We start from the raw sequence: 26,404 nt of genomic DNA, 5'->3' as shown, positions 1-26,404 counted from the left end.
ATAATTTTGATTAAAACAGCGTTTGCTTCAAGCATTGGTAGAGTCCGAGAGACTAATCAGGACTTCGTAAAAGTATTTAAAAATCAAAATAATATCATTATGGGGATCGTTTGTGACGGAATGGGTGGCCATCAGGGCGGCGATGTTGCTTCAACAATGGCCGTTAGCCATTTAGGTCACAATTTTGAAAAGACAGATTTTACTGATCCTGATTTAGCTCAAAAATGGCTAACTGTACAATTGCGATTAGAAAATGAAACTATTTTAAATACAGCAGACCGTTTTGCTGATTTAAATGGGATGGGTACTACAGTTGTTTTGGCAATTGCTTTTACCGAAAAAATCTTAATTGCTCATTTAGGGGATTCACGCTGCTATTTGTATGGCGGAAATGAGTTTAAGCAAATCACTGAGGATCATTCCTTAGTACATGAATTAGTTAAGATGGGACAAATAACTGAGCAACAAGCTAGAAATCATCCTCAAAAAAATATCATTACTGAAACATTAGGTGTTTCAAGTACTGTGAATCCAGAATTTGATGTACTTGAAGTACATGCAGGTGATATTTTTCTTCTTTGTACAGATGGACTAACAAATTCTTTAACGGATCCTCAAATTCAACAAATTCTTGCCACTAAGAACTTAAGTTTAAAAGAACGTTGCAATAAATTGATTAATGAAGCAAATCGTTTAGGTGGCGGAGATAATATTACTGTTTGTTTACTTGCCTATGTAGAAAAGGATGGTGACAAATAGCGATGGAAAAGGGCCATTTACTTGGTGGTCGCTATAAAATCATTTCTGTTCTAGGCGAAGGTGGAATGGCTAATGTTTATTTAGCTGAGGATATCATTTTGCAAAGAAAAGTCGCTGTTAAAGTATTACGGCTTAATTTGCAAAAAGATCCTCAAACTATTCAACGCTTTCAAAGAGAAGCACTTTCAACTAGTGAATTAAGTCATCCTCATATTGTTTCTATTCTTGATGTAGGAACGGAAGGAGATTGCCATTATTTGGTAATGGATTATGTTGATGGCTCCGATTTAGAGGAATACATTCAACGCAATAATCCAATTCCTTTGCCTAAAGTGATTGATATTATGGATCAGATTTTGAGTGCTGTAGCTTTAGCACATAAACACAATGTGATCCATCGCGATCTAAAACCACAAAATATTTTAATGGATAAAAAGGGTAATATTAAGATTGTTGATTTTGGTATTGCGATTGCACTAAATCAAAGTACCATGACGCAAACTAATACTGCTATGGGATCAGTACATTATATGTCTCCTGAACAAGCACGTGGCAGTATGGCTACAAAGCAATCAGATATTTATTCTTTGGGGATCATTTTATATAAATTATTGACTGGAACGGTTCCTTTTACGGGAGAAAATGCGGTTGCAGTTGCCTTGAAACATTTTCAAGAAAAAACGCCGTCTTTAAGAGCTAAAAATCCGTCAATTCCCCAAGCACTAGAAAATGTTGTCTTTAAAGCTACCGCTAAAGATCCGAGAGATCGATATAAGTCTGTTTTAGATATGAAAAAAGATTTAGATACTTGTTTGGATCCAAAGCGTAAGGATGAACCTGTCTATAAGCCCCAACATGATCCCGCAGCAGATGAAACTATCGTTATTCCTCCGCTAGAAGGAAGCGTTCATAATAAAGATCATGAAACACAGGAAAAGTCAGAGCCAAAAGAAGAAAAAAAGAATTTCCTAGATAACCTAAAAGGCCATAAGTGGTGGTGGATAGGTGCTTTAATTGCATTTTGCGTGATTATGGTAATTCTCTTTTTTGCTCTTGGTAGAAAAGATATGGTAGATATTCCTAATCTTAATAAAATGACGCAGACAGAAGCTAAAAATTCTTTGAATTCTTCTGGTTTAGAACTTGGAAAAATTAGTTATGAGTACTCTGATACTGTACCTAAAGGAAAGGTAATCAGAACTAAGCCTCCAATTGGTTCGCAAATAAAAGATGGACAAAAGGTAAATCTGATTATTTCTAAGGGGCCTCATCTTGTCGAAATGCCTAATGTGATTGGTGAATCATATACTGTTGCTAAGAAACAGTTAGTTAAATTAGGCTTTTCGGTTGCTAAAACTGAAGAATATTCTAGCAACCCTAAGAATCAGGTTAATGCTCAAGATGTTGAGCCTGGCCAGCAAATTAATCCTGATAAGGCAACTGTAACTTTATTAGTTTCTAAAGGACCTTCTTCGGCGAGTAGTACCCGATCTAGAAGACATACAATAAAATTAAGGGATATTGTAGGCTATTCTTTAAAGGGCGCTCAAGATTATGCTCGTGAGAATCATTTAACACTTAAAGTTGAAGAAGAAGATTCAGATGATAAGAATGATGGAACTGTCTTGCGTCAATCGCCAGAATCGGGTACTGACGTAAGTTCAGGTTCTACCTTAACTGTTATAGTAGCTAAGTCTAAAAAGACAGATGCAAATAGTAGTTCAAACAGCTCTACTACGACTACCACGGTTACTAAGTCATATACAATAAATTATCCAGCAGATTCTAGTCAAAGTAATTCACAAAAGACACCTGATCATATTCAGGTTTATGTTTCGGATGATGATCATTCGATTAATAATATTTATCGTGATATGAATATTACTTCTGAGCAAAGTTTTACTGTTCCTTTTAAATTAACTAAGAAAAATGGCCATATAAAGATATTAAGAAATGGCAATACTATTTTAGATGAGGACGTTAATAAATAATGAATAAAGCACAAGGGACTATCGTTAGCGCTATTTCCGGTTATTACGACGTTGAAATTGAGAACAAGGTAGTTAGAACTAGAGCACGTGGAGTTTTTAGAGATCGTAAGCAAAAGCCATTAGTAGGTGATAGAGTAGTTGTTCAATTAGACGATCAAGGGATGAATTACTTGATAGAAATATTACCTCGAACTAATGAAATTGGACGTCCTGCAGTAGCCAATGTATCAAGAGTATTATTAGTCATTTCAGCGGTTGAACCGGATTTTTCACTTGAATTGCTAGATAGATATCTGACCTTTTTTGCTTGGAAAAATGTGGGAGTAGTTATTTATTTATCAAAATCTGATATTACGCCTAATGAAAAATTAAAAGCAATTAAATGTAAGTTAGATTATTATCAAAAAATTGGCTATTCTGTTTTTGAAGATGCAGAAGAATTAGAACGACAATTGCCTACTATGATTCAGAAAGATCAAATCTGGACTTTAGCAGGTCAATCTGGAGCGGGAAAGTCAACTTTGCTAAATAAGCTGGAAAGAGAAGCAAACCAAGCGACAGGTGCAATTTCAACAGCTTTAAATCGTGGTAAGCATACAACAAGACAAGTTAAGCTTTTTAAATATGCATCTGGTTTTATTGCAGACACTCCAGGTTTTTCAGCAATTGACTTATTTAAAATTAAAGTTGATGAGCTTGGAAATTATTTTTATGATTTAAAAGATGCAAGCGTTAAGTGCAAGTTTAGACGATGCCAGCATATAAAAGAGCCTGGTTGTGAGGTTAAGAAACTAATTGAAGAGGGAAGAATAGCTAAAAGCCGCTATGATTCTTATTTAAAGATTAGACAGGAAATTTCTGAAAACAGAATGCCTGAGTATTTAAAGAAATAGGTGAAGAAATGATAGCACCATCAATCTTGAATGCAGATAACATGCATTTAAGCCGTGATATTAAAGCAGCCATTGAGAGTGGCATTGAAAGGTTTCATATTGATATAATGGATGGCCATTTTGTTCCTAATTTATCCTATGGACCAGAATTGGTAAAAGATTTTAAACGCTCATTTCCTTTTACTAAGGCGGAAATTCATTTAATGAGTAATAATTTGGATACTACTTTGCCACTTTTTGTTGAAGCTGGGTGTGATATTTTAGAATTTCACTATGAAGCCACAAATAAGCCAGATTACTGGTTAAATTATTTGAAAGACCATAATGTTCGTTGCGGAATGGCAATTAATCCTTCGACGCCAGTTAATAAATTAAAGCCTTTTTTAAATAAATTAGATCAAGTGCTATTAATGACTGTCAAACCAGGTTTTGGTGGTCAAAAATTCGAAGAAGTATCGGTTGATCGTTTGACTGAACTTCAAGATATGATTAAAAATGAAAATCTAGATTTGCCGATTGAGGTAGATGGCGGAATAGATCGTGAAACTTTAAAATTAACTCGCGATGCTGGAGCTAAGATTTTTGTTGCTGGATCGTATATTTTTAGAAATGGCAGTATTGAAGACCAAGTAATGAAGTTGAAAAAAGAAGATAAATGAAAGCAATTGCATTATTAGGCGGTCCAAAAGAAGAATGGCCACAAAATTTAGCAGATAAAATTAAATTAGCACAAAAAAAGGGCGCCCTAATTATGGCTAGTGACCGGGGCAGCCTTTTTTTATTAGAACTAGGAATAGTTCCTGATGTTGCATTAGGAGATTATGACTCATTAACTAATCATGAAAGACAATTAGTTGAACGTAAAGTTAAAGATATGCGTTACTCAAATCCTATTAAAGATTTTACAGATTCAGAAATGTTGTATTATGCAGCATTTATTGACTATAAGGTTGATGATTTGACTGTATATGGTGCAACAGGGGGAAGATTAGATCATTTTTTTGTTAATATGTACGCTGTATTAAAAACACCTTTTGCCAGTTTTAAAGAGCAAATTAAGTTCGTTGATAAACAGAATATTGTGCGCTTTTTTGGCAAAGGAAGACACTTAATTTCTTATAATTCTGACTACAAATATTTAGGGATTGGTGCTTTAACCGAGGTGAAAGATTTTAGTATTAAAAATGCTAAATATGATTTAGCCCCAGTTGATTTGAAAGTGCCAACTATGTATTCTTCAAATGAATATTTGCGTCAGCAAGCAGTAAAAATTTCTTGTAAATTTGGTGTTTTAATTGTAATTAATAGCCGAGATAAAAAATAAAAGGGATCAAGTTTTATACTTGATCCCTTTTATTTTTTTTACTTCTTAATTAGGCACGTTTAACCTTACCGGATTTCAAAGCGCGAGCAGATACCCAAACACGCTTTGGCTTACCGTCAACAAGGATGCGAACTTTTTGAAGGTTTGGCTTCCATGAACGCCGCACGGAGTTCAAAGCCTTTGAACGCTTGTTACCAAAGACCGTCTTGCGGCCAGTAATAATGTCTTTTGCCATTTGTGCTAAACCCTCCTTTATTTGTGTTGTAGTACTTATCTAATTTATCACAGCTTTTAGTTTTGTGCAATATTGTCTTTTCATTTTCTTAAAACTAACATTGTTGATATAAAAGCTTGCTGTGTTAAAATAAATTGAGAAAAAATTGTTCTTCGTTAATGGAGGAATACGATGGCTGTTAAAATTAAAACAAAGTATGGCTTAATTGATATTTCAAATAGTGTGATCGCTACTGTCGTTGGTGGCGCAGCAACTTCTAACTATGGTGTAGTTGGAATGGCTTCAAAGAACGCTTTGCGGGATGGAGCTTACACTATTTTAAATCGCGAGAATTATCGACGCGGTGTAGTAATTAAAACTAATGATAATCAAATAGTCGTTGATGTATATATTATTGTGGGTTATGGTCTAAAAATTTCAGAAGTAAGTCACAATGTACAAGATAGTGTAAAATACAATCTTGAAAATCTTTTAGGCATTAAAACAAAATCTGTTAACGTCATTGTTCAAGGCGTAAAGATTTTAGACGATTAATGCAATCTGGAGGAGCTAATTGTGGTTTTAACTGAAATTAATAGTGATCAATTCAGAGATATGGTTCGTGCAGCAACTCATCGCATGGGCAAAAATGCTGAATTTGTAAATAAATTAAATGTTTTCCCAGTACCTGATGGTGATACTGGAACTAATATGAACTTAACCATCGAAAGCGGAGCTAAGGCAGTTAATGAAAACCTCAGTGAATCTGTTGGCGATTTAACAGAGAGTCTATCAAAAGGTATGCTAATGGGAGCTCGTGGTAACAGTGGTGTTATTACTTCCCAACTCTTTAGAGGCTTTTATAAAGCTACAGAAGGTAAAAAGGCCTTAACTGCACAAGACTTAGCAGATGCTTTTGCAAATGGTGTTTCAACTGCTTATAAGGCAGTTATGAAGCCGGTTGAGGGAACCATCTTAACTGTTGCTCGCGTTGCGGCTGAAGAAGGTAAGAACAAGGCTAATGAAACTGATGATGTCAGTGAAGTAATGAGAGCAGTAGTTGACGGTGCTAAGAAAGCTTTAAAGACTACACCAGATTTATTGCCAGTTTTAAAGCAAGTTGGAGTAGTTGACTCAGGTGGTCAAGGACTCGTATTTATTTATCAAGGTTTTTTAGAAGGAATACTTGGCGAAAAAGATAATGATGATTATCAACTTGATGAAGGTGAAATGGATGAGTTAATTAATGCAGCTCACCATCAAGCTGAATCTGCGCAAGTTCAATTATCAACGAGTGATATTAAGAATGGCTACTGTACTGAAATAATGGTTGACTTGACTGCAGATGTTCCAAACAAAGAGAAGTTTGACCTTGACCAATTCAGGGAGCATCTTTCTAACTTAGGTGATTCATTATTAGCAGTTTCTGATGGTGAAGTTGCTAAAGTTCACGTTCATACGGAACATCCTGGAGATGTCTTTACTTATGGTAAAAAATTTGGTCAATTAGGCAAAATTAAGATTGATAATATGCGAATTCAACACGAAACTATCTTAGAAAATAACGAAGAACAAGAAGAAAGTGTTGATTTTGCAGTTATTGCAGTTGCTTCAGGTCACGGAATTCGTGAACTCTTTAAGAGTGAAGGCGTAAATAGAATCATTTCTGGTGGACAAACTATGAATCCATCTACTAAGGATATTATGGACGCAATCACTAAATCAGGTGCTAAGAAAGCCATTATTTTACCAAATAACGGTAATATCATTATGGCAGCTAAACAAGCTGCTGAAGTTAGTGATATTCCAGTTGGAATTGTGCCAACTAAGACAATTTCTCAAGGTTTAACCGCTATGCTTTCATTTGATCCTGATGCTTCAGTAGAAGAAAACGTTGAAGCAATGTCTGAAGATTTAGATACTGTTAAATCTGGTGAAGTTACAAAAGCAATTCGTGATACTAAGATCGATGATATCCAAGTTAAAAAGGATGATTATCTTGGAATTGTTGACGGTACAATTGAGGTTGATAATCCAGATTTAGTTGATACCACTGTATCTATGATTGAAAAGATGTTAGATGAAGATAGTGAAATTATCACTATTATGTACGGTAGCGATGCTACTAGAGAAGAAGCTGATGCAGTAGTTAAAAAACTTGAAGCAAGCCACGATGATTTAGAATTTGAAATTCATGATGGTGGTCAGCCGGTTTACTACTTCTTGGTATCCGTGGAATAAAATATGAATAATAAGCAGAGTAAGTTATTTGAACCAGTAACTGAGCTAAAAGGCGTAGGAGCTAAAACTGCCACGGCTTTAGCTGGTCTTGGCATCAATACAATTTATGATTTACTATTTTATTTTCCTTTTAGATATGATGACTTAGAGACAATCCCTCTTGATCAAATCGAAGATGGACAAAAAGTCTTATTAAAGGGAATAGTGGTAACAGATCCGTTTGTTAGCCGATTTGGTTATCGAAAAACAAGACTCAGCTTTAAAATGAAAATTGATCATGACATAATCATGGTCAATTTTTTTAATCAGCCTTGGTTAAAAGATAAGGTTGAATCAGGTAAGGAAGTTGCCGTTTACGGTAAGTATCAGGTGGCTAGACAATCACTAAGTGGCTTTAAGTTAGTAGCAGAAAAGAAAGACTCAGGTTTTGCGCCAATTTATTCTGTTAACCGTCATTTGAAGCAAAATAAGTTACAAAAACTAATTGATCTGGCTCTAGAGGAAGTCTTGCCTGAAGTTGGGGAAACAATTCCGGCAGTCTTACGAGAAAAGTATCGCCTACTTTCTGATCAAACCTTAGTAGAAAAAATGCATCATCCTAAAAATGGTAATGAAGCCAAAATAGCGCGTAGAAGTGCTATTTTTAGGGAATTTTTTCTCTTTCAAGTGCAACTAGCTCAGCTTCTTTCTCAAAGGGATGAAGATGTGCCTGGTATAGAAAAAAGATATGATTTAGCTGCCGTGAAAGAATTAATTCAAGCGATTCCTTTTGAACTATCAGATGATCAAAAAAAAGTGGTTAATGAAATTTTTGCCGATCTTCATTCTCCAAGACAAATGAGAAGACTACTTCAAGGAGATGTTGGTAGCGGCAAAACAGTTGTAGCAGTTTTTGCTATTTATGCCGCGATTACTGCCGGTTTTCAGGCAGCCTTGATGGTTCCTACGGAAATTTTGGCTCAGCAGCATTTTACTAAAGTAGACGAATTATTAAGACCTTTGGGAGTTAGAGTCGCCTTATTAACTGGTGATACCAAGGAATTAGAAAAGAGAGAAATTTATCGTGAATTAGCTGACGGAACAATCAATGTAGTGATTGGAACACATGCTTTAATTCAAAAGGATGTTCATTTTAAGAATCTCGGTCTTGTAATTATTGATGAACAGCACCGCTTTGGTGTCAATCAAAGAAATACATTAATTAAAAAAGGAGTTGCTCCAGATGTTTTAGCAATGACAGCAACGCCGATTCCGCGTACTTTAGCTTTAACAGTATATGGCGATATGGCTGTTTCAGAGATTCGTCATTTACCTAAAGGACGTAAGCCAGTGGTTTCTTCATGGGCAACATCAAGCAAGTTAAAAGAAGTTCTTGAATTAATGCGTTCACAGCTTGATAAAGGTTTTCAAATTTATGTTGTAACTCCCTTGATTAGCGAATCAGAAAAAAGTGATTTAAAAAACGCTGAAGATCTGCAGGCTAAACTTGCTCACTACTTTAAAGATGAAAATGTAGTTTTGCTTCATGGTCAAATGAAAGGCAACCAAAAGAATGAAATCATGGACAGCTTTGCTGCTGGCAAGATTGATATCCTTGTTACAACTAGTGTGATTGAAGTTGGAGTCGATGTTCCAAACGCAAATATGATGGTAATTTTTAACGCTGATCGCTTTGGTTTAAGTCAACTGCATCAGTTGCGCGGACGAATTGGGCGTGGACAGACGCAAAGTTTCTGCGTTTTTGTGAGTGATCCTAAAACTGAAATCGGTAAAAAGCGGATGAAGATAATTACCTCTACCAGTAATGGTTTTAAGTTAGCAGAAGAAGATCTGAAGCTGCGAGGTGAAGGAGACGTTTTTGGTAAAGCACAGTCTGGCTTACCACAGTTTCAGGTTGGAGATGTGGTAAATGACTATAATACTTTGGTTACGGCTCAAAAAGAAGCTCGTACCCTAATTAAAGCTGATCCTAATTTGACTAGCTCAGAAAATAAATTCTTACTAGAAGTGCTAAAATATAAGAAAGATTTAAATAATAATTAAACGGAGTAAGTATGAAAAAAATTGCAATTGATGCGATGGGCGGAGAGAATGCCCCTCAGGCCATTATTGATGCTGTTTTAAAGGTAAAACCTAAACTAAAAGATACAAAATTTATTTTATTTGGGGACGTAGAGAAAATTAATCAATTGATCCCTGATGAGCAAAAAGAAAGAATTGAAGTTATTGCTACGAGTGAGGTTATTGTCGATAGCGACGAGCCTGTAAGAGCGATTAGACGTAAAAAAGACTCCTCGATGGTAGTTGCTGCTAACTATGTTAAAGCAGGAAAAGCAGACGCATTATTTTCATTAGGAAATACTGGAGCACTGCTTGCTTGCGGAATTTTTATTATTGGCAGAATTAAGGGCGTTGAACGTCCAGCCCTAATGCCAACGCTGCCTAGTGCTAAGAGTGAACAAGGCTTTAATATTATTGACGTTGGTGCTAACGCGCAGAGTAAGCCTGAATACTTAGTTCAGTGGGCTCAAATGGCTAACTTCTATGCTCAAAAAATTAGAAATATTCAAAATCCTACTGTTGCTTTATTAAACAATGGTGCAGAAGATGATAAGGGAGATCCACTTCATCAAGAAGCTTATAAACTTTTAAAAGAAACTAAGCTTAACTTTATTGGTAATGTTGAAGGAAATGATTTGATGGAAGGTAAGGCTGATGTAATTGTGACTGACGGCTTTACTGGAAATGCTACTCTTAAAGCTATTGAGGGAACTGCTAGTGTGATTCTACGTTTACTTAAAGATTCGCTCTTAAATAATGGTTTACGCCCTAAAGTTGGCGCCTTGCTGGCTAAACCAGGATTAACTGCTTTAAAGAAAAGATTTGATACAGCAAGATACGGCGGTGCAGTTTTATTGGGCGTTAATGCGCCTGTTGTTAAAACACACGGAAGATCTAATATTCGACCAATTTACTACACTTTGTTGCAAATTGATAGGATGCTTAGTCAGGATTTAGTTGGTGAATATAAAAAATACTTTAGTGAATCTCGCTAGACTTTAATAAAAAAATGCCTTAGAATTAAACTAAACTTTTTTGGAGGTTAAAGAAATGACCGAAGAGGAAATTTTTAACAAAATTGCTGATATGATTTCAGAACGTTTTAGTATTGATCGTGATAAGATCACTAAAGATTTAAATTTTCAGAATGATTTAGATGCAGATTCAATTGATTTCGTTGAGTTAGTAATGGATCTTGAAGATACATTTGGAGCAGAAATTCCAGATGATGACGCAGAAAAATTACAAACTGTTGGTGAAGCAGTAGAGTATATTAAGAATCACCAAAATTAAAATTTTAATCATTGAAATTTCAGAAGATACTGTCATTTTTCATTTACTTTTATAAAAGTTATTGAAATAGCAGTATCTTTTGTTTATAATAATGACATTAAATTGAAAATCTAATTGACTTTTAATAATGTCGTAAGGTTTGAGAGGAGAATGGCCTTTGGAAAAGCAAAGTGATCTTTTATTAGATATCGAACACTTGCATACCGCATATCGTTTGCACGGTAAGTTTTATGATGCCGCTGATGACATTAACTTGACCTTGAAACGAAATGAAATTTTGGCAGTTGTTGGTGAATCTGGTTGTGGTAAAAGTACAATTGCTTCAAGCATTATTGGTTTGTACGACCACAAAAATACGAGAGTAACCGGAGATATCTTGTACAATGAATTAAACTTAGTTAACTTAAATGAATCATTGTTTAACAAAATTCGTGGAAACAATATTGGAATGATTTTCCAGGATCCATTGGCATCTCTTAATCCATTAATGAAGGTTGGAGATCAAGTTGCTGAGACACTTTACTACCATACTGATATGGGCGAGAAAGCTCGTCATGCACGTGTAATTGAGCTCTTTAACCAAGTTGGTATGCCACGTCCTGAAGAAATGTATGAGATGTACCCACATGAATTATCTGGTGGATTGCGTCAACGTGTCGTAATTGCGATCGCAATTGCATGTAAACCAGAAATCATTATTGCTGATGAACCGACTACAGCATTGGATGTTACTATTCAGGCACAAATTTTGGATTTACTTAAGGAAATTCAAAAAGAATCACATTCAGGAATTATTTTGATTACTCACGACTTAGGTGTTGTTGCTGAAACCGCTGATCAAGTGGCAGTTATGTATGCTGGACAAATTGTTGAAAAAGCTGATGTTAAAACAATTTTTGAGAATCCACTTCATCCATATACACGTTCACTTCTTCATTCAATGCCGCAAACGGATGATGAAAGCCAAGATCTTCACGTAATTCATGGAACAGTTCCTTCGCTAGTTAATATGCCTAGAACTGGTGACAGATTTGCTGCAAGAATTCCTTGGATTCCAGCTAGTGCTCATGAAGAGAACCCTAAGATTCATGAAGTGGAACCAGGGCATTTTGTAAGATGTACTTGCTGGCAAAGCTTCCATTTCCAAGATGAAGAAAAGAAAGGATAGGAAATTATGGCCGATGAAATAATCGAAATAAAAAATTTAAAAGTTCACTATCCAATTCGTTCTGGCTTCTGGAATAGAGTTACTGGATATGTTAAAGCCGTAGATGGAATTAATCTTTCTATCAAAGAAGGGGAAACTTACGGCTTAATTGGTGAATCAGGTTCAGGTAAATCAACAACTGGTAAAGCAATTGTCGGAGTTGAAAAAGTAACCAGCGGACAAATTTTATACAAGGGCGTTGATGTAACTAAAGCCTCAAACCGTAAGAGACTCAACTATAACAAAGATGTTCAAATGATTTTCCAGGATTCTATGTCTAGTTTGAACCCTAGAAAACGTATTGAAGACATTATTGCTGAGCCAATTAGAAACTTCGAAAATTTAACTACTGATGAAGAAAGAAAGAGAGTTCAAGAACTCTTAGATATCGTTGGGATGCCTAGTGATGCAATTTACAAGTATCCACACGAGTTCTCTGGTGGGCAACGTCAAAGAATTGGTGTAGCACGTGCTGTTGCTACTCACCCAAAGCTTATTGTGGCCGATGAACCGACATCAGCCTTGGACTTATCAGTGCAAGCTCAGGTTTTGAACTTCATGAAGCATATTCAACAAGAATACAATATTGCTTATCTCTTCATTTCACACGATCTGGGTGTTGTAAAGCACATGTCAGAAGACATTGCGATTATGCACCGTGGACGTTTTGTTGAAATTGGTAAACGTGATCAAATTTATAAGAATCCAATGCATATTTATACTAAACGTTTACTTTCAGCAATTCCTGTTGTTGACGTTGAACATAGAGAACAACATAAGGAAGAGCGTCAACGTGTAGAAAAAGAATTCTTGCAAGATCAAGACAAGTGGTATGAAAAAGATGGTCGTGTCTTGCCACTTCAAAAAGTTGGCGATCGTCATTTCGTTGCATTACCTAAAGAAATGATTAAGCAAGAATTGAAGGAGGGAGAATAGGTATGTGGAAAACGGTTTTACGTCGAATCCTGATTATGATCCCCCAGTTACTTATCTTGAGTTTGCTAGTCTTTATTTTGGCTAAAATGATGCCTGGTGACCCATTTACTGGAATGATTAATCCGAATTCAGACCCTAAGGAAATTGCAAGATTAAGACAAGAATATGGTTTAAATGATCCAGTTTGGGTGCAATATACTCGTTGGCTGGGAAATATGTTCCATGGTGATTTAGGTCAATCATATATTCAGAAGGTTCCAGTTACTTCTTTGATTTGGGATCGTGCAGTTAATACTTTCTGGTTGTCTTTAATGACTGTTGTTTTAACTTACTTAATCGCAATTCCATTAGGTGTTACAGCAGGCCGTCACCAAGATGAATGGCAAGATCACGGAGTACAAATATTTAACTACATTACTTATGCTGTGCCTCCGTTTGTTTTCTACATTTTAGGTATCTGGCTATTTGGATTTACACTAGGTTGGTTCCCAATTTCTGGGTCCGTTAGTGCAGATGTCAACCCAGGAACTTTTGCTTACTTCTGGAGTAGGTTCTATCACTTGATTTTACCTTCAATTCTTTGTGCTTTAATTTCTACTACAGCAATTGTTCAATATTTAAGAACTGGTATTGTTGATAACAAAGTTGAAGATTACGTAAGAACAGCTCGTAGTAAGGGTGTTCCAGAAAATGTTGTCTTTAATAAACATATTTTGAGAAACTCACTTTTACCAATCGCTGCTTTCTTCGGTAACACTATTACTGGTTTATTATCAGGTTCAATGGTTATTGAATCAGTCTTTAGTTACCCTGGTATGGGTAAGTTGTTCCTAGATTCTATTGGACAACGTGACTATACAACTTTGACAGCCCTAATTTTATTATTTGGTGTGTTAACTTTAATTGGTAACTTATTATCTGATATTATCATGAGTATCATTGACCCAAGAATTCGGATCAAGTAGGGAGGAGTAGAAAATTATGGCTAAAGATAAAAATACATCAAAAAAAGATCAAAATGCTAAAACCTCTCTACCACCGTCTGGATTTAAGATTATCGTTCGCGAGGTTTGGCGCGATAAGGTAGCATTTGCTTCATTTTGTATTATTGTTGCTATCTTACTATTTACTTTTGTCGGCTCATTGTTCTTAAACAAGGGTCAAGTAACAGAAATTAATATTGCTGAAGCATATTATGGATGGGGTGAATCAGGTCACGTCTTCGGTACTGATGACGGTGGTCGTGACATCTTGAAGTTATTGATGATGGGTGGACGTAACTCTATATTAATTGGTCTATCTGTTACTGTACTTTGTGAAGGTGTTGGACTTTTAGTTGGTTTATTCTCTGGTTACTTTGGTGGAGTTACTGACGCAGTTATTATGCGTATCGTAGACTTTATCCAGATTTTGCCTCAGTTCCCAATTATCATTGTTTTGACTACTGTTATTCCTAACTACAATGCTGGAACCTTAGTATTGTTAATTTCTATGTTTGGATGGACATCGACTGCTAGATACTTCCGTGCCTTTGTTCTTTCACAAAGAGAGCGTGAATATGTTTTAGCTTCAAAGACTTCGGGTTCATCTAATTTAACAATTATTTTCCGTGAAGTTTTGCCAAACATTACTTCAGCTTTAGTTATTGATGTCGTATTAATGATCGCTGGTAACATTGGTATTGAAACTACCTTATCTTTCTTGGGATACGGACTACCGACTACTACACCATCACTTGGTACTTTAATTGGATTTGCTAACGACCCAGTTAACGTTACTACTCGTCCATGGTTATGGATGCCAGCAACAATATTATTGTTAATCATCTCATTGAGTATTAACTACGTTGGTCGTGCTCTTCAAAGAGCTGGAGACGCTCGTCAACGTGAAAATTAAATTTAATTGTATTAACATTAAAAAGCAACTCATAATTGAGTTGCTTTTTTTGATATATAGCTAAAAATACAGCTAATATACTAATTTATTTATTTAAATAATGGGCATAAGCTTAATTTTTGACTTTAAAAATAAAAATTTTATGGAACTGAAAGTAGTTGCTTAACATTGATATATCAAGATATCTGGCTAAAACGAATAAATTAAAATGAAAAAATATTAAAATCAATTGAGCAAAAGCGTTGTTTTATGAGTTTGATGATGATACTATTAAATCATCAACTTGTCCCAAATAGATGGAGGAATATAACTATGAAGAAAGCCAAACTATTTGGATGTTTAACTTTACTTTCTGGTGTTGCTTTAACATTAGCAGCATGTGGTAATAATTCAAATTCAAAAGTAGATAACCCAACTAAGAGTTTTAAAGAAGCTACTCCTAAGAAGGCCGTTAAGAAGGGCGGTACTGTAAGTGTAGCTCTTGAAACTGATACTCCAATTACCGGCGTCTTTTTAAATGAACTTTCAGATACTCAAAACGACTCTGATGCAATGGCTCCTGGTAATGAAGCTTTATTTGATACAAATGATACTTATCAAATTAATGATAAGGGACCTGCTACCTTAAAATTGGATAATAAAAATAAAACTGCTACTATCACCGTTAAAAAAGGTGTAAAGTGATCAGATGGCAAGCAAGTAACTGCTAAGGATATTGAATATTCTTATGAAATTATTGCTAATAAAGCAACAAAATCTTCTCGTTATACTGAATCACTTCAAAATATTGTTGGTTTAAGTGAATATCACGATGGAAAATCTAACACTATTTCGGGTATTGAAATGCCAGATGGTGAAAATGGTAGAACTGTAGTACTCCACTTTAAGGAAATGAAACCTGGTATGAAGTATAGTGGTAATGGTTACTTCTGGGAAGCTGCAGCACCATATCATTACTTAAAAGATGTTCCATTTAATAAGTTACAATCCTCTGATCAAGTAAGAAAGAACCCATTATTCTTTGGTCCATATAAAATGAGTAAAGTAGTTCGTGGTCAGGCCGTAACCTTTGTACCTAATAAATATTACTGGAGAGGTACGCCAAAATTAGATAAGGTTACTATTCAAGTTTTGAACCCTAACTCAGCTTCTCAAGCTATTAAGAGTCACAAGTATGATATTGCGGGTGTTGTTAACTCACAATGGAAAAACGTAGCTAATACCAATAACGTTAACTGGATTGCAAATATTCCATTAGCTTACAATTACTTAGGCTTTAAAGTAGGTAAGTGGGACGGAGCTAAAGGCGAAAACGTAATGAATAAGGATGCTAAGATGAATAATAAAGCATTACGTCAAGCTATTGCTTACGGTATGAATGTTTCTGCTGTAACAAAACGTTATACTAATGGCTTAACTTTCCATATTCCAACTTTAATTCCAAAACAATTTGGTCAATATTACGATAAGAATGTTAAGGGCTACGATTACAATATCAAGAAAGGTAATGAAATTCTTGATAAGGCAGGATACAAGAAGAAGGGTAAATATCGTGTACAACCAAATGGCAAACCTTTAACTATTCGTTTAGCCGCTATGACTGGTAACTCTACTCAAGAGCCAATCATTCAAAACTACATCCAACAATGGAAGAAGTTAGGCTTGAATGTTAAGTTAACTGGTGGTCGTTTGATGGAAATGAATTCCTTCTATGACAAGGTTCAAAATGATTCTAAAGACGTTGATATGTTCATGGGTGCATGGTCATTATCTTCAGAACCATCACCAAATGACTTGTACAGTGTAAAGGCTCCTTACAACTTTACTCGTTTCGTAACTGCTAAGAATACTAAGTTACTTCAGGAAATGGATTCTGAAAAGGCATTTAACACAAACTACCGTGTCAAGAAGTTCCATGAATGGCAAAAGTACATGAATGATGAAGCTTATGTTGTTCCAGTATCTAACAGTTACAATGTAAATGCTGTTAACAGCAAGATTACTGGTTACTCATTGAAACCTTCAGCTGCCAATAGTCTTTGGTACAATGTTGGAATTGCAAAATAACAATTTAAAAAAGATTTTCAAAAGGTCGTCAAATTTGACGATCTTTTTTCGTGATTTGTTAAAAATTTTTTCAGTGCTAAAATTAAATATATCAACTTGTCCAATATTATTGGAGGAAAATTTAATGAAGAAAGGCAAATTAATCAGCACATTAACTTTGCTTTCAGGTGTTGCCTTAACTTTAGCAGCCTGTAGTAATAACAATAAAGATACGAGTCACCCTAACTTTAAGGAGTATACTCCTAAAAAAGCAATAAAAAATGGTGGTAGCGTTAGCGTTGCCGTAGTTACTGATACACCTTTTACTGGTATTTTTAACGATGAGCTATCAACTAACAATACTGACTCAGAAGTTATGCAATATGGTGATGAGTCATTGTTTGCAACTAACGACACCTATAAATTTGTTAAAGGCGGAGCTGCTGATATTAAGATTAATAAGAATGCAAAAACTGCAACTATTACAATTAATCCTAAAGTTAAATGGTCAGATGGTCAGCCATTAGTTGCTAAAGACTATGAATATGCTTATGAAATTATTGCTAATAAGGCAACGCATTCTCAACGTTATACTTCAAGTTTAGCTGACCTTGAAGGGTTAGAAGAATATCATGAAGGAAAATCTGATACTATTTCTGGTATTGAAATGCCAGAGGGTGAAAATGGTCGTACAGTAGTACTTCATTTTAAAGAAATGAAGCCTGGCATGAACCAAAGTGGTAATGGTTATATTTGGGAGGCAGCTGCCCCTTACCATTATTTAAAAGATGTTCCATTTGATAAGCTGATTTCAAGTAATAAGGTTCGTAAAAATCCATTATTCTATGGTCCTTACAAGGTAAGCAAGGTGGTTCGTGGACAATCAGTATCATGGGTTCCGAATGAACATTATTACAAGGGTAAGCCACACTTAAATAAAATTACAGCTTCGGTAATTACACCAGCTTCAGTTGCTCAATCCATTAAGAGTAATAAGTTTGATGTAACTCAAGTAAGTAATTCACAGTGGCCTAATATTAAAGGAACTAAAGGAGTAAACTTTATTGCAAATATTCCACTTTCATATTCTTACCTAGGCTTTAAAGTGGGTAAGTGGGATTCAGCTAAGGGCGAAAACGTGATGAATAAAGATGCTAAGATGAACAACAGAGCATTACGTCAAGCTATTGCCTATGGTATGAATGTTGATCAAGTTTACAAGAGATATTCATATGGTCTTTCATTTAGAATTCCTACTTTAATTCCAAAACAATTCGGTGATTACTTCGATAAAGATGTTAAGGGCTATACTTATAACATTAAAAAGGGTAACGAATTACTTGATAAGGCAGGCTACAAGAAGAAGGGTACTTACCGTGTACAACCAAATGGCAAGCCTTTGACTATTCGTTTAGCTGCGATGACTGGTAGCAAGGTTCAAGAACCAATTATTCAAAATTACATCCAGCAATGGAAGAAATTGGGCTTGAATGTTAAGTTAACTAGTGGCCGCTTGATGGAAATGAATTCCTTCTACGATAAAGTTCAAAATGATTCTAAGGACGTTGATATGTTTATTGGTGCATGGTCACTTTCTTCAGAGCCTTCACCTCAAGACTTGTACGGTGCTAAGGCTCCATTTAACTACAGTAGATTTGTTACTAAAGAAAATACTGATTTGTTGAACGATATTGATTCTCAAAAAGCCTTTAATAACAGCTACAGAGTTAAGAAATTCCACCAATGGCAAGCATATATGGACAAGGAAGCTTACGTTGTTCCAGTTTCAAATAGTTACAGTATTTATGCTGTTAACAACAAGCTGACCGGTTACTCATTAGCTCCATCTAAGAGTATGGGTGGCGGATTCCCTAACTGGTACTATGTTGGTTATGCTAAATAAAATCAAATAAACAAAAGGTGCGACTGATGGCCGCGCCTTTTTCTTTAGCTTTTTTTAATAGCAGAAAATAGGTATAATTAAAGGGTTAAAGAAAGGAAGCAACTATGGTTTCAGTAGCTTTTAAAAATAATTTAAAAGAAAAATACGGAATAAAGTTTAATAACGAAAATTTACTTGAAGATGCATTCACTCATTCTTCTTATGCAAATGAACATCCCGGGAGAAAAGATTATGAAAAGTTAGAGTTTCTAGGGGATGCTGTTCTTGAACTAGCTGTATCCGATTATCTATATCGGCATTTTCCAAGATTAAATGAAGGTGAATTAACGCGAATGCGTTCTAATATTGTTAGAACTGAAGGATTTTCTGAATTTGCGATTGAATGTGGTTTTCCAGCAGAAATTAATCTTGGTAAGGGAGAAGAAAAGGCTGGGGCAAGAAAGCGCAAGACACTTCTTGAAGATGTCTTTGAGGCATTTAATGGAGCATTGTTCTTAGATCAAGGAATGCCAGCTGTACAACATTTCTTGCATTTGACAGTTTATCCATTGATTGCTGAAGGTGATTTTAACGCTTCAAGAGATTATAAGACTGAGCTTCAAGAACGTTTACAAGTAAATGGGCCAGTTAAGATTGAATATCAAGTAATTGCCGAAGATGAATCAAAGCCATCCTTTAAAGTACAATTACTTGTAAATGATAAAAAGATTTCTGAAGGACAAGGCCGCAATAAAAAAGCTGCTGAGCAGCAAGCGGCTCAAGCTGCATTAGATAAAAATAAATAAGAAAAGGTGAGTCTGTGCCACTACAACAATTAGTTTTAAATGGTTTTAAGTCTTTTGCTGATAAGACGACAATTAGATTTAATAATGGTATTACGGGAATCGTTGGTCCAAATGGTAGTGGAAAAAGTAACATTACTGAAGCAATTCGCTGGGTAATGGGTGAAGGTTCTGCCAAGTCTTTACGTGGTGAAAATATGAAAGATGTTATTTTCGCTGGTAGTCAAATGCGTGCTCCAATGAATCATGCTGAAGTGGAGTTGATTTTCGATAATCGTGATCATCAACTTGCTTCTGATGAAAAAGAAGTTATCGTGACCAGAAAAATTTTGCGTAACGGCGAAAGTGATTATCTTTTGAATCATCATCCCGTAAGATTAAAAGATGTTAGAACACTTTTTATTGAGTCTGGTATGTCTTCTGACAGTTTGGGCATCATTTCTCAAGGAAAAGTTGATGAAATTCTTAATTCTAAACCGCAGCAGCGTCGCGGGATCTTTGAAGAAGCAGCTGGTGTGCTTCATTTTAAACAACAAAAAGAAACTGCTTTAAAGCAATTAGATAAGACTAATGCTAATTTAATTAGAATTAATGACTTAGTTAAAGAATTAGAAGGCAGAATTGAGCCACTTCATGAACAAAGTTCTTTAGCGAAAGAATATAAGTTTCAAAAAGAACAGCTAGACCATAAGTTAAAGCAACTTTTAGGTTTAGAAATTGAAAGCTTAAATGAAGAGAAAAAAGGTGTTGCTAAGAAAGCAAATGCTAATCAAGAGATACTTGATAAGTTAGATAATGAAGTTAAGCAATCACAGGCTGATTTAGAAGAAAAACGCAAACAATCAAATGCACGTCACGCTGAAAAAGATGAAAAACAACAAGAGCTGTTATCTTTGACGCAAAAACTTGCTGCTCTTAATACTGATCTTCAGATGCACCAACAATCAAGAGAATATGACGTTGCGACACAAAAAGAATATAATGCTCAGGCTGAAGAATTAAAAGAACGACAAAAACATTTATCTAAGCAGCTGACGGCTAATGAAGAAGATCTAAAGAGTCAGAATCAAGTTCTTGCAGAATTTTTAAAGAAACAAAAGGAATTAAAGCAGGAACTTAAGCAAGGACCAGAACAATTAAATAATCAGTTAGAGGAAGTTCGATCCGATTATATTCAAACTTTACAAGATCAAACTAGCAATAATAATGAAATTGTTTACCTAAAAAATGAATTGACGCGAAGCCAAAAGTCAAGTAATAATCGCCAGCAAGAGGTTGAAGAGCAATTAGCAGCAGCGCAAAAAGTTCTTGCAGAACTAAAGAAGCAAGGCCATGATCTTGTTTTAAAACGACAACAATTAAACAAAACTATTTCGTCTCTTGATCAAAAGATTACTCAAAAAAGTAAGCTTAAAGATCAAAATGAACAAACCTATTTGAGTGTCAGAAATAAATTACAACAGATTTCTGCGCAAGTAGAGGGGCTAAAGCGAATTAGAGATCGCCATGAAGGTTATTATTATGGAGTTAAATACGTTTTAAACCATCAAAGTGATTTTCATGGAATTGTTGGTGTTATTGGCGAGCTGATTTCTTTCCCAGCTGAATTAGAAGCAGCCTTATCAACTGCTTTAGGTGGCGGAGTACAAGATTTAGTAACTATTGACCAGAATAGTGCAAGAGATGCAATTAATTTGTTAAAACAAACTCGAAGCGGAAGAGCTACCTTTTTACCATTAGATGGCTTGCGTCATAATGAAATTGCAACTTCTACATTAAATTCTCTTCAAAGCATCGAAGGATTTAAGGGTGTAGCGGCAGATTTAGTAACTGCTAAAACTAAAGTTAATATTTCAAATGCAATTTCTTATCTTTTAGGGAATGTGTTAGTAGTTGATACTATTGATACAGCTTTACGTGTTCAACGCCGAATTGGTCGTTACTATCGTATTGTTACTTTAGACGGAGATATTATTAGCCCTGGCGGAAGTATGACGGGGGGAACCAGAAATACCAGAAATAATTCTCCACTTGCAACTAATGCGGAAATTGATAAATTAACAAATCAAATTAAAGTTGGTAAAGAAAAATTTGCTAAATTAGAAGCGACTTTGAATGATCTAAATCATAAGTTATCTGATTTACAAACTGACTTAGAAACCAAAAATACTGAATTGAATTCTTTAAATCAAAAGATTAGTGAACAAGCAATTAAGTATGAAAATGAAGAAAAAGAAGTAAAGCGACTAAATCAGTTAAACGATCTACAACAAAAAGCTGAGCTTGAGAAAAAGCAAGAAGAAGCAGAACTTACCAGTCGCCTTGAAAAGGCACAAGTTAAAAAAGATCAACTTGAGAAGCTAGCTCAAACACAAAGGTCAAAAATGGATCAGTTAAAGAGTGATCTAAATGATTTTGATGAGGCTTATCAAAAACTTCAGACTAAATTAAGTAACTTAAATTCTGATTTGGCTGTAGTAAAGAATAAGCTTGAAAACCTTAATGCTAAAAAAGCAGAATTAGAAGAGCAATTGGTAAATACTAATTCTAGACTTAAAGACATTGATGAAAAAATCAAGGCACTTGCTTTATCTCAAAATGGTCAAAGCGAAACTGAAATAGAAGAGCAAGTCGCTGAATTAAGTAAAAAGAAAAAGCAGATGCAACAAGCTTTAGCTGAAATAAACCAAGATTTAGGTAAATTTGATGCTCAGATAAATAATCTTGACCAAGTAGCAACCAGAAATTATAACTTACGTAAAAACACAGCTGCCGAACAGGAAGAATATTCTGCAAAACTTGGAGAATTAAAATCTCAAATTAATCAAAAACTTGGTACTTTGAGTGAGGAATATTCTTTGACTTTTGAAGCTGCGTTGCAATTGTCTAAAGGACAAAATACAACAGAGTTGCGTAAAAAGTTAGAGCGTGAGGTTCATTTGCATAAGATGTCTTTAGCAGATATTGGCGAAGTAAATCTGAATGCGATTGAAGAATACGAAGATGTTAAAACTCGTTATGATTTCTTAAATGGCCAGCAGACTGATTTACTAAAGGCTAGAAAAGATATTGAAGAGTCTATGTCTAAACTTGACGACGAAGTAAAGAACCGCTTTAGTACAACCTTCCATCAAATAGAAAAGAGTTTTGCAAAGATCTTTCCAATTATGTTTGACGGAGGACATGCAAGATTAGAGCTAACTGATCCCAAGAACTTGCTTGAAACGGGAATTGAGATTATTGCCCAGCCGCCTGGCAAAAAGTCTCAAAAATTAACGCTTTTGTCTGGTGGCGAAAGAGCTTTAACTGCAATTACCTTGCTATTCGCAATGCTACAAGTTAATCCCGTACCATTCTGTATTTTAGATGAGGTAGAAGCAGCTTTAGATGAAACTAATGTTGATCGCTTTGCTCAGTTCTTGAATCACTATGACATGAAGACTCAGTTTATTGTAATTACTCACCGTCGCGGTACAATGCAAAAAGCAGATAATTTATATGGAATTGTAATGCAGGAATCTGGTATTTCCAAGGTTTTATCGGTATCGTTAAACGAAATTAAGAAAGAAGTGAATTAGCAGTGGGGTTATTTGATAAGATCAAAAAATCTCTTTTTGGTCATAAAGATGAAGATCAAGAAGAAAAAGAAGAACATAAAGTAGATGAGGAAACGACTGAAGAAGCTCAAGATTCTGAAGTGAATACTGAGGCTGAAGAACCTGAAAACGAGTCAGACCTAGCTTTAAAAGAAACTGACAAACATGATGAAGAAACCGAAGACTCTGACGAAACTCCTGGCTGGAGTGATGCTGGTAGTGCTTTTGAAGAAAGTCAAAACGAAGTAGAAGAAAAGACAACTAAAGCTGAAGATACTTCCTCAGAAGAATCAAAATCTGAAGAATATGAAGATAAGATTTCAGAGTCTGAGCCAGAAACTGATTTAGCTGAAAATACTGAAGAAGAATCAGCTGAAAAAGAAGATGAACAAGAGCGATATGATAAAGGATTGGAAAAGACAAATCATTCCTTTGGTGCTCGTCTGAATGCATTTTTTGCTAAATTTAGAACAGTTGATGAAGACTTCTTTGATGACCTTGAAGACTTATTAATTGAATCAGATGTCGGTTTTGAAACAGCTGAAGAGTTAACCGATTCTTTGAGGGATGAAGCAAAACTTCAAAATGCCAAAAGTCACGACGATTTAAAACAAGTCATTGTCGAAAAATTAGTTGATATTTACGACAAAGGCGGCGAAGGCAAAGATTCAAAACTAGCTGATGATCCAGAAGCAAAGCCAAATGTATATTTGTTTGTTGGTGTTAATGGAGCTGGTAAAACAACGACGATTGGTAAATTGGCTAAGAGAATCAAAGATTCAGGCAAGTCTGTCATGATGGTAGCAGCTGATACTTTTAGAGCTGGTGCTGTAGAGCAATTAGTTGAATGGGGACGACGTGATGGCGTCGAAGTAGTCACTGGACCTGAAAAAGCTGATCCTGCTTCTGTAGTTTATGATGGTGTTAAAAAAGCTAAGGACAGAGGAATAGATTTCCTATTAGTTGATACGGCTGGTCGTCTTCAAAATAAAGTAAACTTAATGAGTGAGCTGGATAAAATCAAGCGAACAATAAAGAAAATCTTACCTGATCAACCTAATGAAGTTCTTTTAGTTCTTGATGGTTCAACTGGCCAAAACGCATTGCTTCAAGCAAAAGATTTTGATAAGACTACAAAACTTACAGGTTTAGTTTTAACCAAGCTTGATGGCTCATCTAAGGGTGGAGTAGTTTTAGCAATTAGAAATGAAATGGATTTACCAGTTAAATTAGTTGGTTTGGGAGAAAAGGTTGATGATTTAGCAAACTTTGACGCAGAAAAATTTGCAATCGGTCTCTTCCAAGGATTAATCTAATCATAGATGAAGCTATAAGTAATATAAAAGGAGTAAATAATGAAGCATTTAAGTGCATGTACAACTATTTTAGTTGGTAAAAAGGCCTCAATCGATGGCTCAGTAATGATTTCACGTAATGATGATACTGCTGGCGCAATTACACCTCAAAAATTCATCATTGAACCGGCTGCTCACGGTGAAAAAGGACGTAAGATTAAGTCTTGGCTTAATAAATTTGAAATGGATTTGCCAGAAGATGCTCAAAGAGTACCAGCTGTTCCCAATGTTGACTATAAGAAACTTGGTTATTATGACGAAAGTGGTATTAATCAAAAGAATGTTGCCATGTCATGTACTGAATCAACTTATGGTAATGAAAGAACTTTAGCCTTTGATCCATTGGTTAAAGATGGTTTGGATGAAGATTGTATGCAAACCGTCGTTTTACCATACATTGATTCTGCAAGAGATGGTGTTAAGCGTCTTGGTGCTTTAATTAAGAAATATGGTTCTCCAGCGGGAAACTCAGTTTTATTCGGTGATAAAGATGAAATTTGGTATATGGAAATTGTTACTGGTCACCACTGGGTTGCCCAACGTATTCCAGATGATTGTTATGCTGCAACTGGTAACCGCGTAGCTATTCAAGAAGTGAACTTTGATGATCCAGATAACTTTATGTGGAGTGAAGGAATTCAAGGATTCGTTGAAGAGCATCACTTGAATCCAGATCATGAAGGTTGGAATTTCCGTCATATTTTCGGAACTTATACTGAACAGGATCGTCATTACAATACCAGTCGTCAATGGTATATTCAAAAACTTTTCAACCCAGAAATTGAACAGGACCCTGAAGATCCAGATATTCCTTTCATTAGAAAAGCTTCTAAGAAATTAGCTAAAGAAGATATTGAATTTGCACTAGGTTCTCATTATCAAGATACGCCATTTGATCCATTTGGCCATGGAACTGAAGAGGAAAAACACCGCTACCGTCCAATTGGATTAAACAGAACTCAAAACTCACATATCTTGCAAATTAGAAGTGATGTTCCTGAAGAAATGGCTGGTATTATGTGGTTATGTATTGGTGGTCCAACATTTACTCCATATATTCCATTCTTTGCTAATATGAATGAAACTGATCCAGCATTTAACAACACTTCAATGACTTACAACAAAGAAGATGCTTGGTGGTATTACAAGTCCCTTGCTGCTTTGGTTGAAAGTCACTATCCTCAATTTGTTCAACTTGATACTAAGTACCTTGAAGAACTTAACCGCTATTACCGTGGTAGAGTTGAAGAAATTATTGAAAATGCTAAAGATTTGAGTGGCGAAGAATTAACTAACTACTTGACTCGTGAAAATCAAAAGACCGTTGCTCATACTAAGAAAGACAGTGAAGAATTGATGGGTCAAATGTTCACGGATGCCATTAAGATGTCTAAGTTAACATTTAAGATGGATCCAAATCTATAATTAAAAGTTTCAATAGAAAGAAGGCTAAGCGTTCAGTTGCTTAACCTTCTTTTTGATAAACTAAAAAAGTTGATTTAAAAGTATATGGCTATTATTTTAGAAAAACGTTTTTTTTGCTATACTGGTTCAAGGTGAGACAAATGGATGAACTAGAAAAAAATGAAAGACTAGGTGACTTGTTTGCCTATTATGGTCCACTCTTAACCAAGGGGCAGCAAGATTATTTTGAAGATTATTATTATAATGACCTGTCTTTAGGTGAAATTGCTGATAATCACCACGTATCTCGTCAAGCTGTTTATGATAATTTAAAACGAAGCAGCAAGGCTTTAGAAAAGTATGAAGATAAACTTCATATGAAGCGTGATTATATAAGAATAGAAGAAAAAATAACTGAAGCCGTTTATGCCCTTGAACATGGCAAAATTAATCGTGCTCAGATTGAACTTTTAAAATTATTGAAACAAATGGGAGTAGAATAG

21 protein-coding genes and 1 pseudogene are annotated in these 26,404 nt (G+C 35.3%); 21 read left to right on the top strand and 1 reads right to left on the bottom strand.

All coding sequences use genetic code 11. The features are described 5' to 3' along the window. Positions 1 to 6: 6 nt before the first annotated feature. Genes AB5359_RS03890 through AB5359_RS03870 form a run of 5 tightly spaced genes read left to right on the top strand, consistent with a single transcriptional unit; the run spans position 7 to position 4,967 of the window. Positions 7 to 759, top strand: a complete 753-nt coding sequence (locus AB5359_RS03890) for a Stp1/IreP family PP2C-type Ser/Thr phosphatase (protein WP_003649072.1) — start codon at positions 7 to 9, stop codon at positions 757 to 759. Between the two features lie 2 nt (positions 760 to 761). Then, positions 762 to 2,750: a Stk1 family PASTA domain-containing Ser/Thr kinase gene (gene pknB / locus AB5359_RS03885; protein WP_048686731.1), complete on the top strand. Its 1,989-nt coding sequence runs from the start codon at positions 762 to 764 to the stop codon at positions 2,748 to 2,750. Next, entirely contained in the window at positions 2,750 to 3,643 is an 894-nt protein-coding gene (gene rsgA, locus AB5359_RS03880; protein ID WP_039156975.1) for a ribosome small subunit-dependent GTPase A, read from the top strand. Before pknB ends, rsgA begins: the two co-directional genes overlap by 1 nt. A gap of 8 nt (positions 3,644 to 3,651) precedes the next feature. Further along, positions 3,652 to 4,302 carry a ribulose-phosphate 3-epimerase gene (rpe, locus tag AB5359_RS03875; RefSeq protein WP_048686733.1) on the top strand — a complete coding sequence of 217 codons (651 nt, stop codon included), beginning with the start codon at positions 3,652 to 3,654 and terminating at the stop codon, positions 4,300 to 4,302. Further along, positions 4,299 to 4,967 (top strand): thiamine diphosphokinase, encoded by a 669-nt coding sequence (locus tag AB5359_RS03870; protein ID WP_048686735.1) that lies wholly within the window; start codon positions 4,299 to 4,301, stop codon positions 4,965 to 4,967. The genes rpe and AB5359_RS03870 overlap by 4 nt, the downstream gene beginning before the upstream one ends. Positions 4,968 to 5,016: 49 nt before the next feature. On the opposite strand, the gene rpmB is transcribed toward AB5359_RS03870, so the two are convergent. Next, complete coding sequence (gene rpmB, locus AB5359_RS03865; RefSeq protein ID WP_003647522.1) at positions 5,017 to 5,202, bottom strand: 50S ribosomal protein L28; 186 nt, start codon at positions 5,200 to 5,202, stop codon at positions 5,017 to 5,019. Positions 5,203 to 5,373: 171 nt separating this feature from the next. Between rpmB and AB5359_RS03860 the strand changes: the two genes are divergently transcribed. The 16 genes and pseudogenes from AB5359_RS03860 to ylxM all read left to right on the top strand — a co-directional run bounded on the left by AB5359_RS03860 (position 5,374) and on the right by ylxM (position 26,404). After that, on the top strand, positions 5,374 to 5,736 hold the full coding sequence (locus AB5359_RS03860; protein WP_003647521.1) for an Asp23/Gls24 family envelope stress response protein: 363 nt from the start codon (positions 5,374 to 5,376) through the stop codon (positions 5,734 to 5,736). 21 nt (positions 5,737 to 5,757) lie between these two features. Beyond that, entirely contained in the window at positions 5,758 to 7,422 is a 1,665-nt protein-coding gene (locus tag AB5359_RS03855; protein ID WP_039156972.1) for a DAK2 domain-containing protein, read from the top strand. Positions 7,423 to 7,425: 3 nt separating this feature from the next. Continuing rightward, positions 7,426 to 9,465 (top strand): ATP-dependent DNA helicase RecG, encoded by a 2,040-nt coding sequence (gene recG / locus AB5359_RS03850; RefSeq protein ID WP_048686736.1) that lies wholly within the window; start codon positions 7,426 to 7,428, stop codon positions 9,463 to 9,465. 11 nt (positions 9,466 to 9,476) lie between these two features. Beyond that, positions 9,477 to 10,478, top strand: a complete 1,002-nt coding sequence (gene plsX / locus AB5359_RS03845; protein ID WP_039156969.1) for a phosphate acyltransferase PlsX — start codon at positions 9,477 to 9,479, stop codon at positions 10,476 to 10,478. A gap of 55 nt (positions 10,479 to 10,533) precedes the next feature. Next, positions 10,534 to 10,776 (top strand): acyl carrier protein, encoded by a 243-nt coding sequence (gene acpP, locus AB5359_RS03840; protein ID WP_003647518.1) that lies wholly within the window; start codon positions 10,534 to 10,536, stop codon positions 10,774 to 10,776. Between the two features lie 157 nt (positions 10,777 to 10,933). Continuing rightward, positions 10,934 to 11,944, top strand: a complete 1,011-nt coding sequence (locus AB5359_RS03835; RefSeq protein WP_048686738.1) for an ABC transporter ATP-binding protein — start codon at positions 10,934 to 10,936, stop codon at positions 11,942 to 11,944. Positions 11,945 to 11,950: 6 nt separating this feature from the next. Beyond that, positions 11,951 to 12,919 carry an ABC transporter ATP-binding protein gene (locus AB5359_RS03830; RefSeq protein WP_003647516.1) on the top strand — a complete coding sequence of 323 codons (969 nt, stop codon included), beginning with the start codon at positions 11,951 to 11,953 and terminating at the stop codon, positions 12,917 to 12,919. A gap of 2 nt (positions 12,920 to 12,921) precedes the next feature. Continuing rightward, positions 12,922 to 13,884 carry an oligopeptide ABC transporter permease gene (gene opp4B, locus AB5359_RS03825; protein WP_003649062.1) on the top strand — a complete coding sequence of 321 codons (963 nt, stop codon included), beginning with the start codon at positions 12,922 to 12,924 and terminating at the stop codon, positions 13,882 to 13,884. 16 nt (positions 13,885 to 13,900) lie between these two features. Further along, on the top strand, positions 13,901 to 14,815 hold the full coding sequence (locus AB5359_RS03820) for an ABC transporter permease (RefSeq protein WP_020806935.1): 915 nt from the start codon (positions 13,901 to 13,903) through the stop codon (positions 14,813 to 14,815). Between the two features lie 312 nt (positions 14,816 to 15,127). After that, a pseudogene (locus tag AB5359_RS03815) lies at positions 15,128 to 16,882 on the top strand (oligopeptide ABC transporter substrate-binding protein). Between the two features lie 124 nt (positions 16,883 to 17,006). Further along, complete coding sequence (locus AB5359_RS03810; protein WP_048686741.1) at positions 17,007 to 18,764, top strand: oligopeptide ABC transporter substrate-binding protein; 1,758 nt, start codon at positions 17,007 to 17,009, stop codon at positions 18,762 to 18,764. A 104-nt stretch (positions 18,765 to 18,868) separates the two neighbouring features. Then, positions 18,869 to 19,549, top strand: coding sequence for a ribonuclease III (rnc, locus tag AB5359_RS03805; protein WP_039156961.1), 681 nt, complete (start codon positions 18,869 to 18,871; stop codon positions 19,547 to 19,549). A 14-nt stretch (positions 19,550 to 19,563) separates the two neighbouring features. After that, positions 19,564 to 23,124: a chromosome segregation protein SMC gene (gene smc / locus AB5359_RS03800; RefSeq protein WP_048686743.1), complete on the top strand. Its 3,561-nt coding sequence runs from the start codon at positions 19,564 to 19,566 to the stop codon at positions 23,122 to 23,124. A 2-nt stretch (positions 23,125 to 23,126) separates the two neighbouring features. After that, the gene (gene ftsY / locus AB5359_RS03795; protein ID WP_077410329.1) at positions 23,127 to 24,458 is read left to right on the top strand and encodes a signal recognition particle-docking protein FtsY; all 1,332 of its coding nucleotides are present in this window, start codon (positions 23,127 to 23,129) and stop codon (positions 24,456 to 24,458) included. Positions 24,459 to 24,497: 39 nt separating this feature from the next. Continuing rightward, positions 24,498 to 25,922: a C69 family dipeptidase gene (locus AB5359_RS03790; RefSeq protein ID WP_048686745.1), complete on the top strand. Its 1,425-nt coding sequence runs from the start codon at positions 24,498 to 24,500 to the stop codon at positions 25,920 to 25,922. A 140-nt stretch (positions 25,923 to 26,062) separates the two neighbouring features. After that, the gene (gene ylxM / locus AB5359_RS03785) at positions 26,063 to 26,404 is read left to right on the top strand and encodes a YlxM family DNA-binding protein (protein ID WP_003649054.1); all 342 of its coding nucleotides are present in this window, start codon (positions 26,063 to 26,065) and stop codon (positions 26,402 to 26,404) included.

Origin of the sequence: Lactobacillus sp. RTP31084st1_F9_RTP31084_210423 (assembly GCF_040919545.1) — a bacterium.
GTDB lineage: Bacteria > Bacillota > Bacilli > Lactobacillales > Lactobacillaceae > Lactobacillus > Lactobacillus paragasseri.
This window is presented reverse-complemented; position numbering and strand designations above follow the sequence as displayed.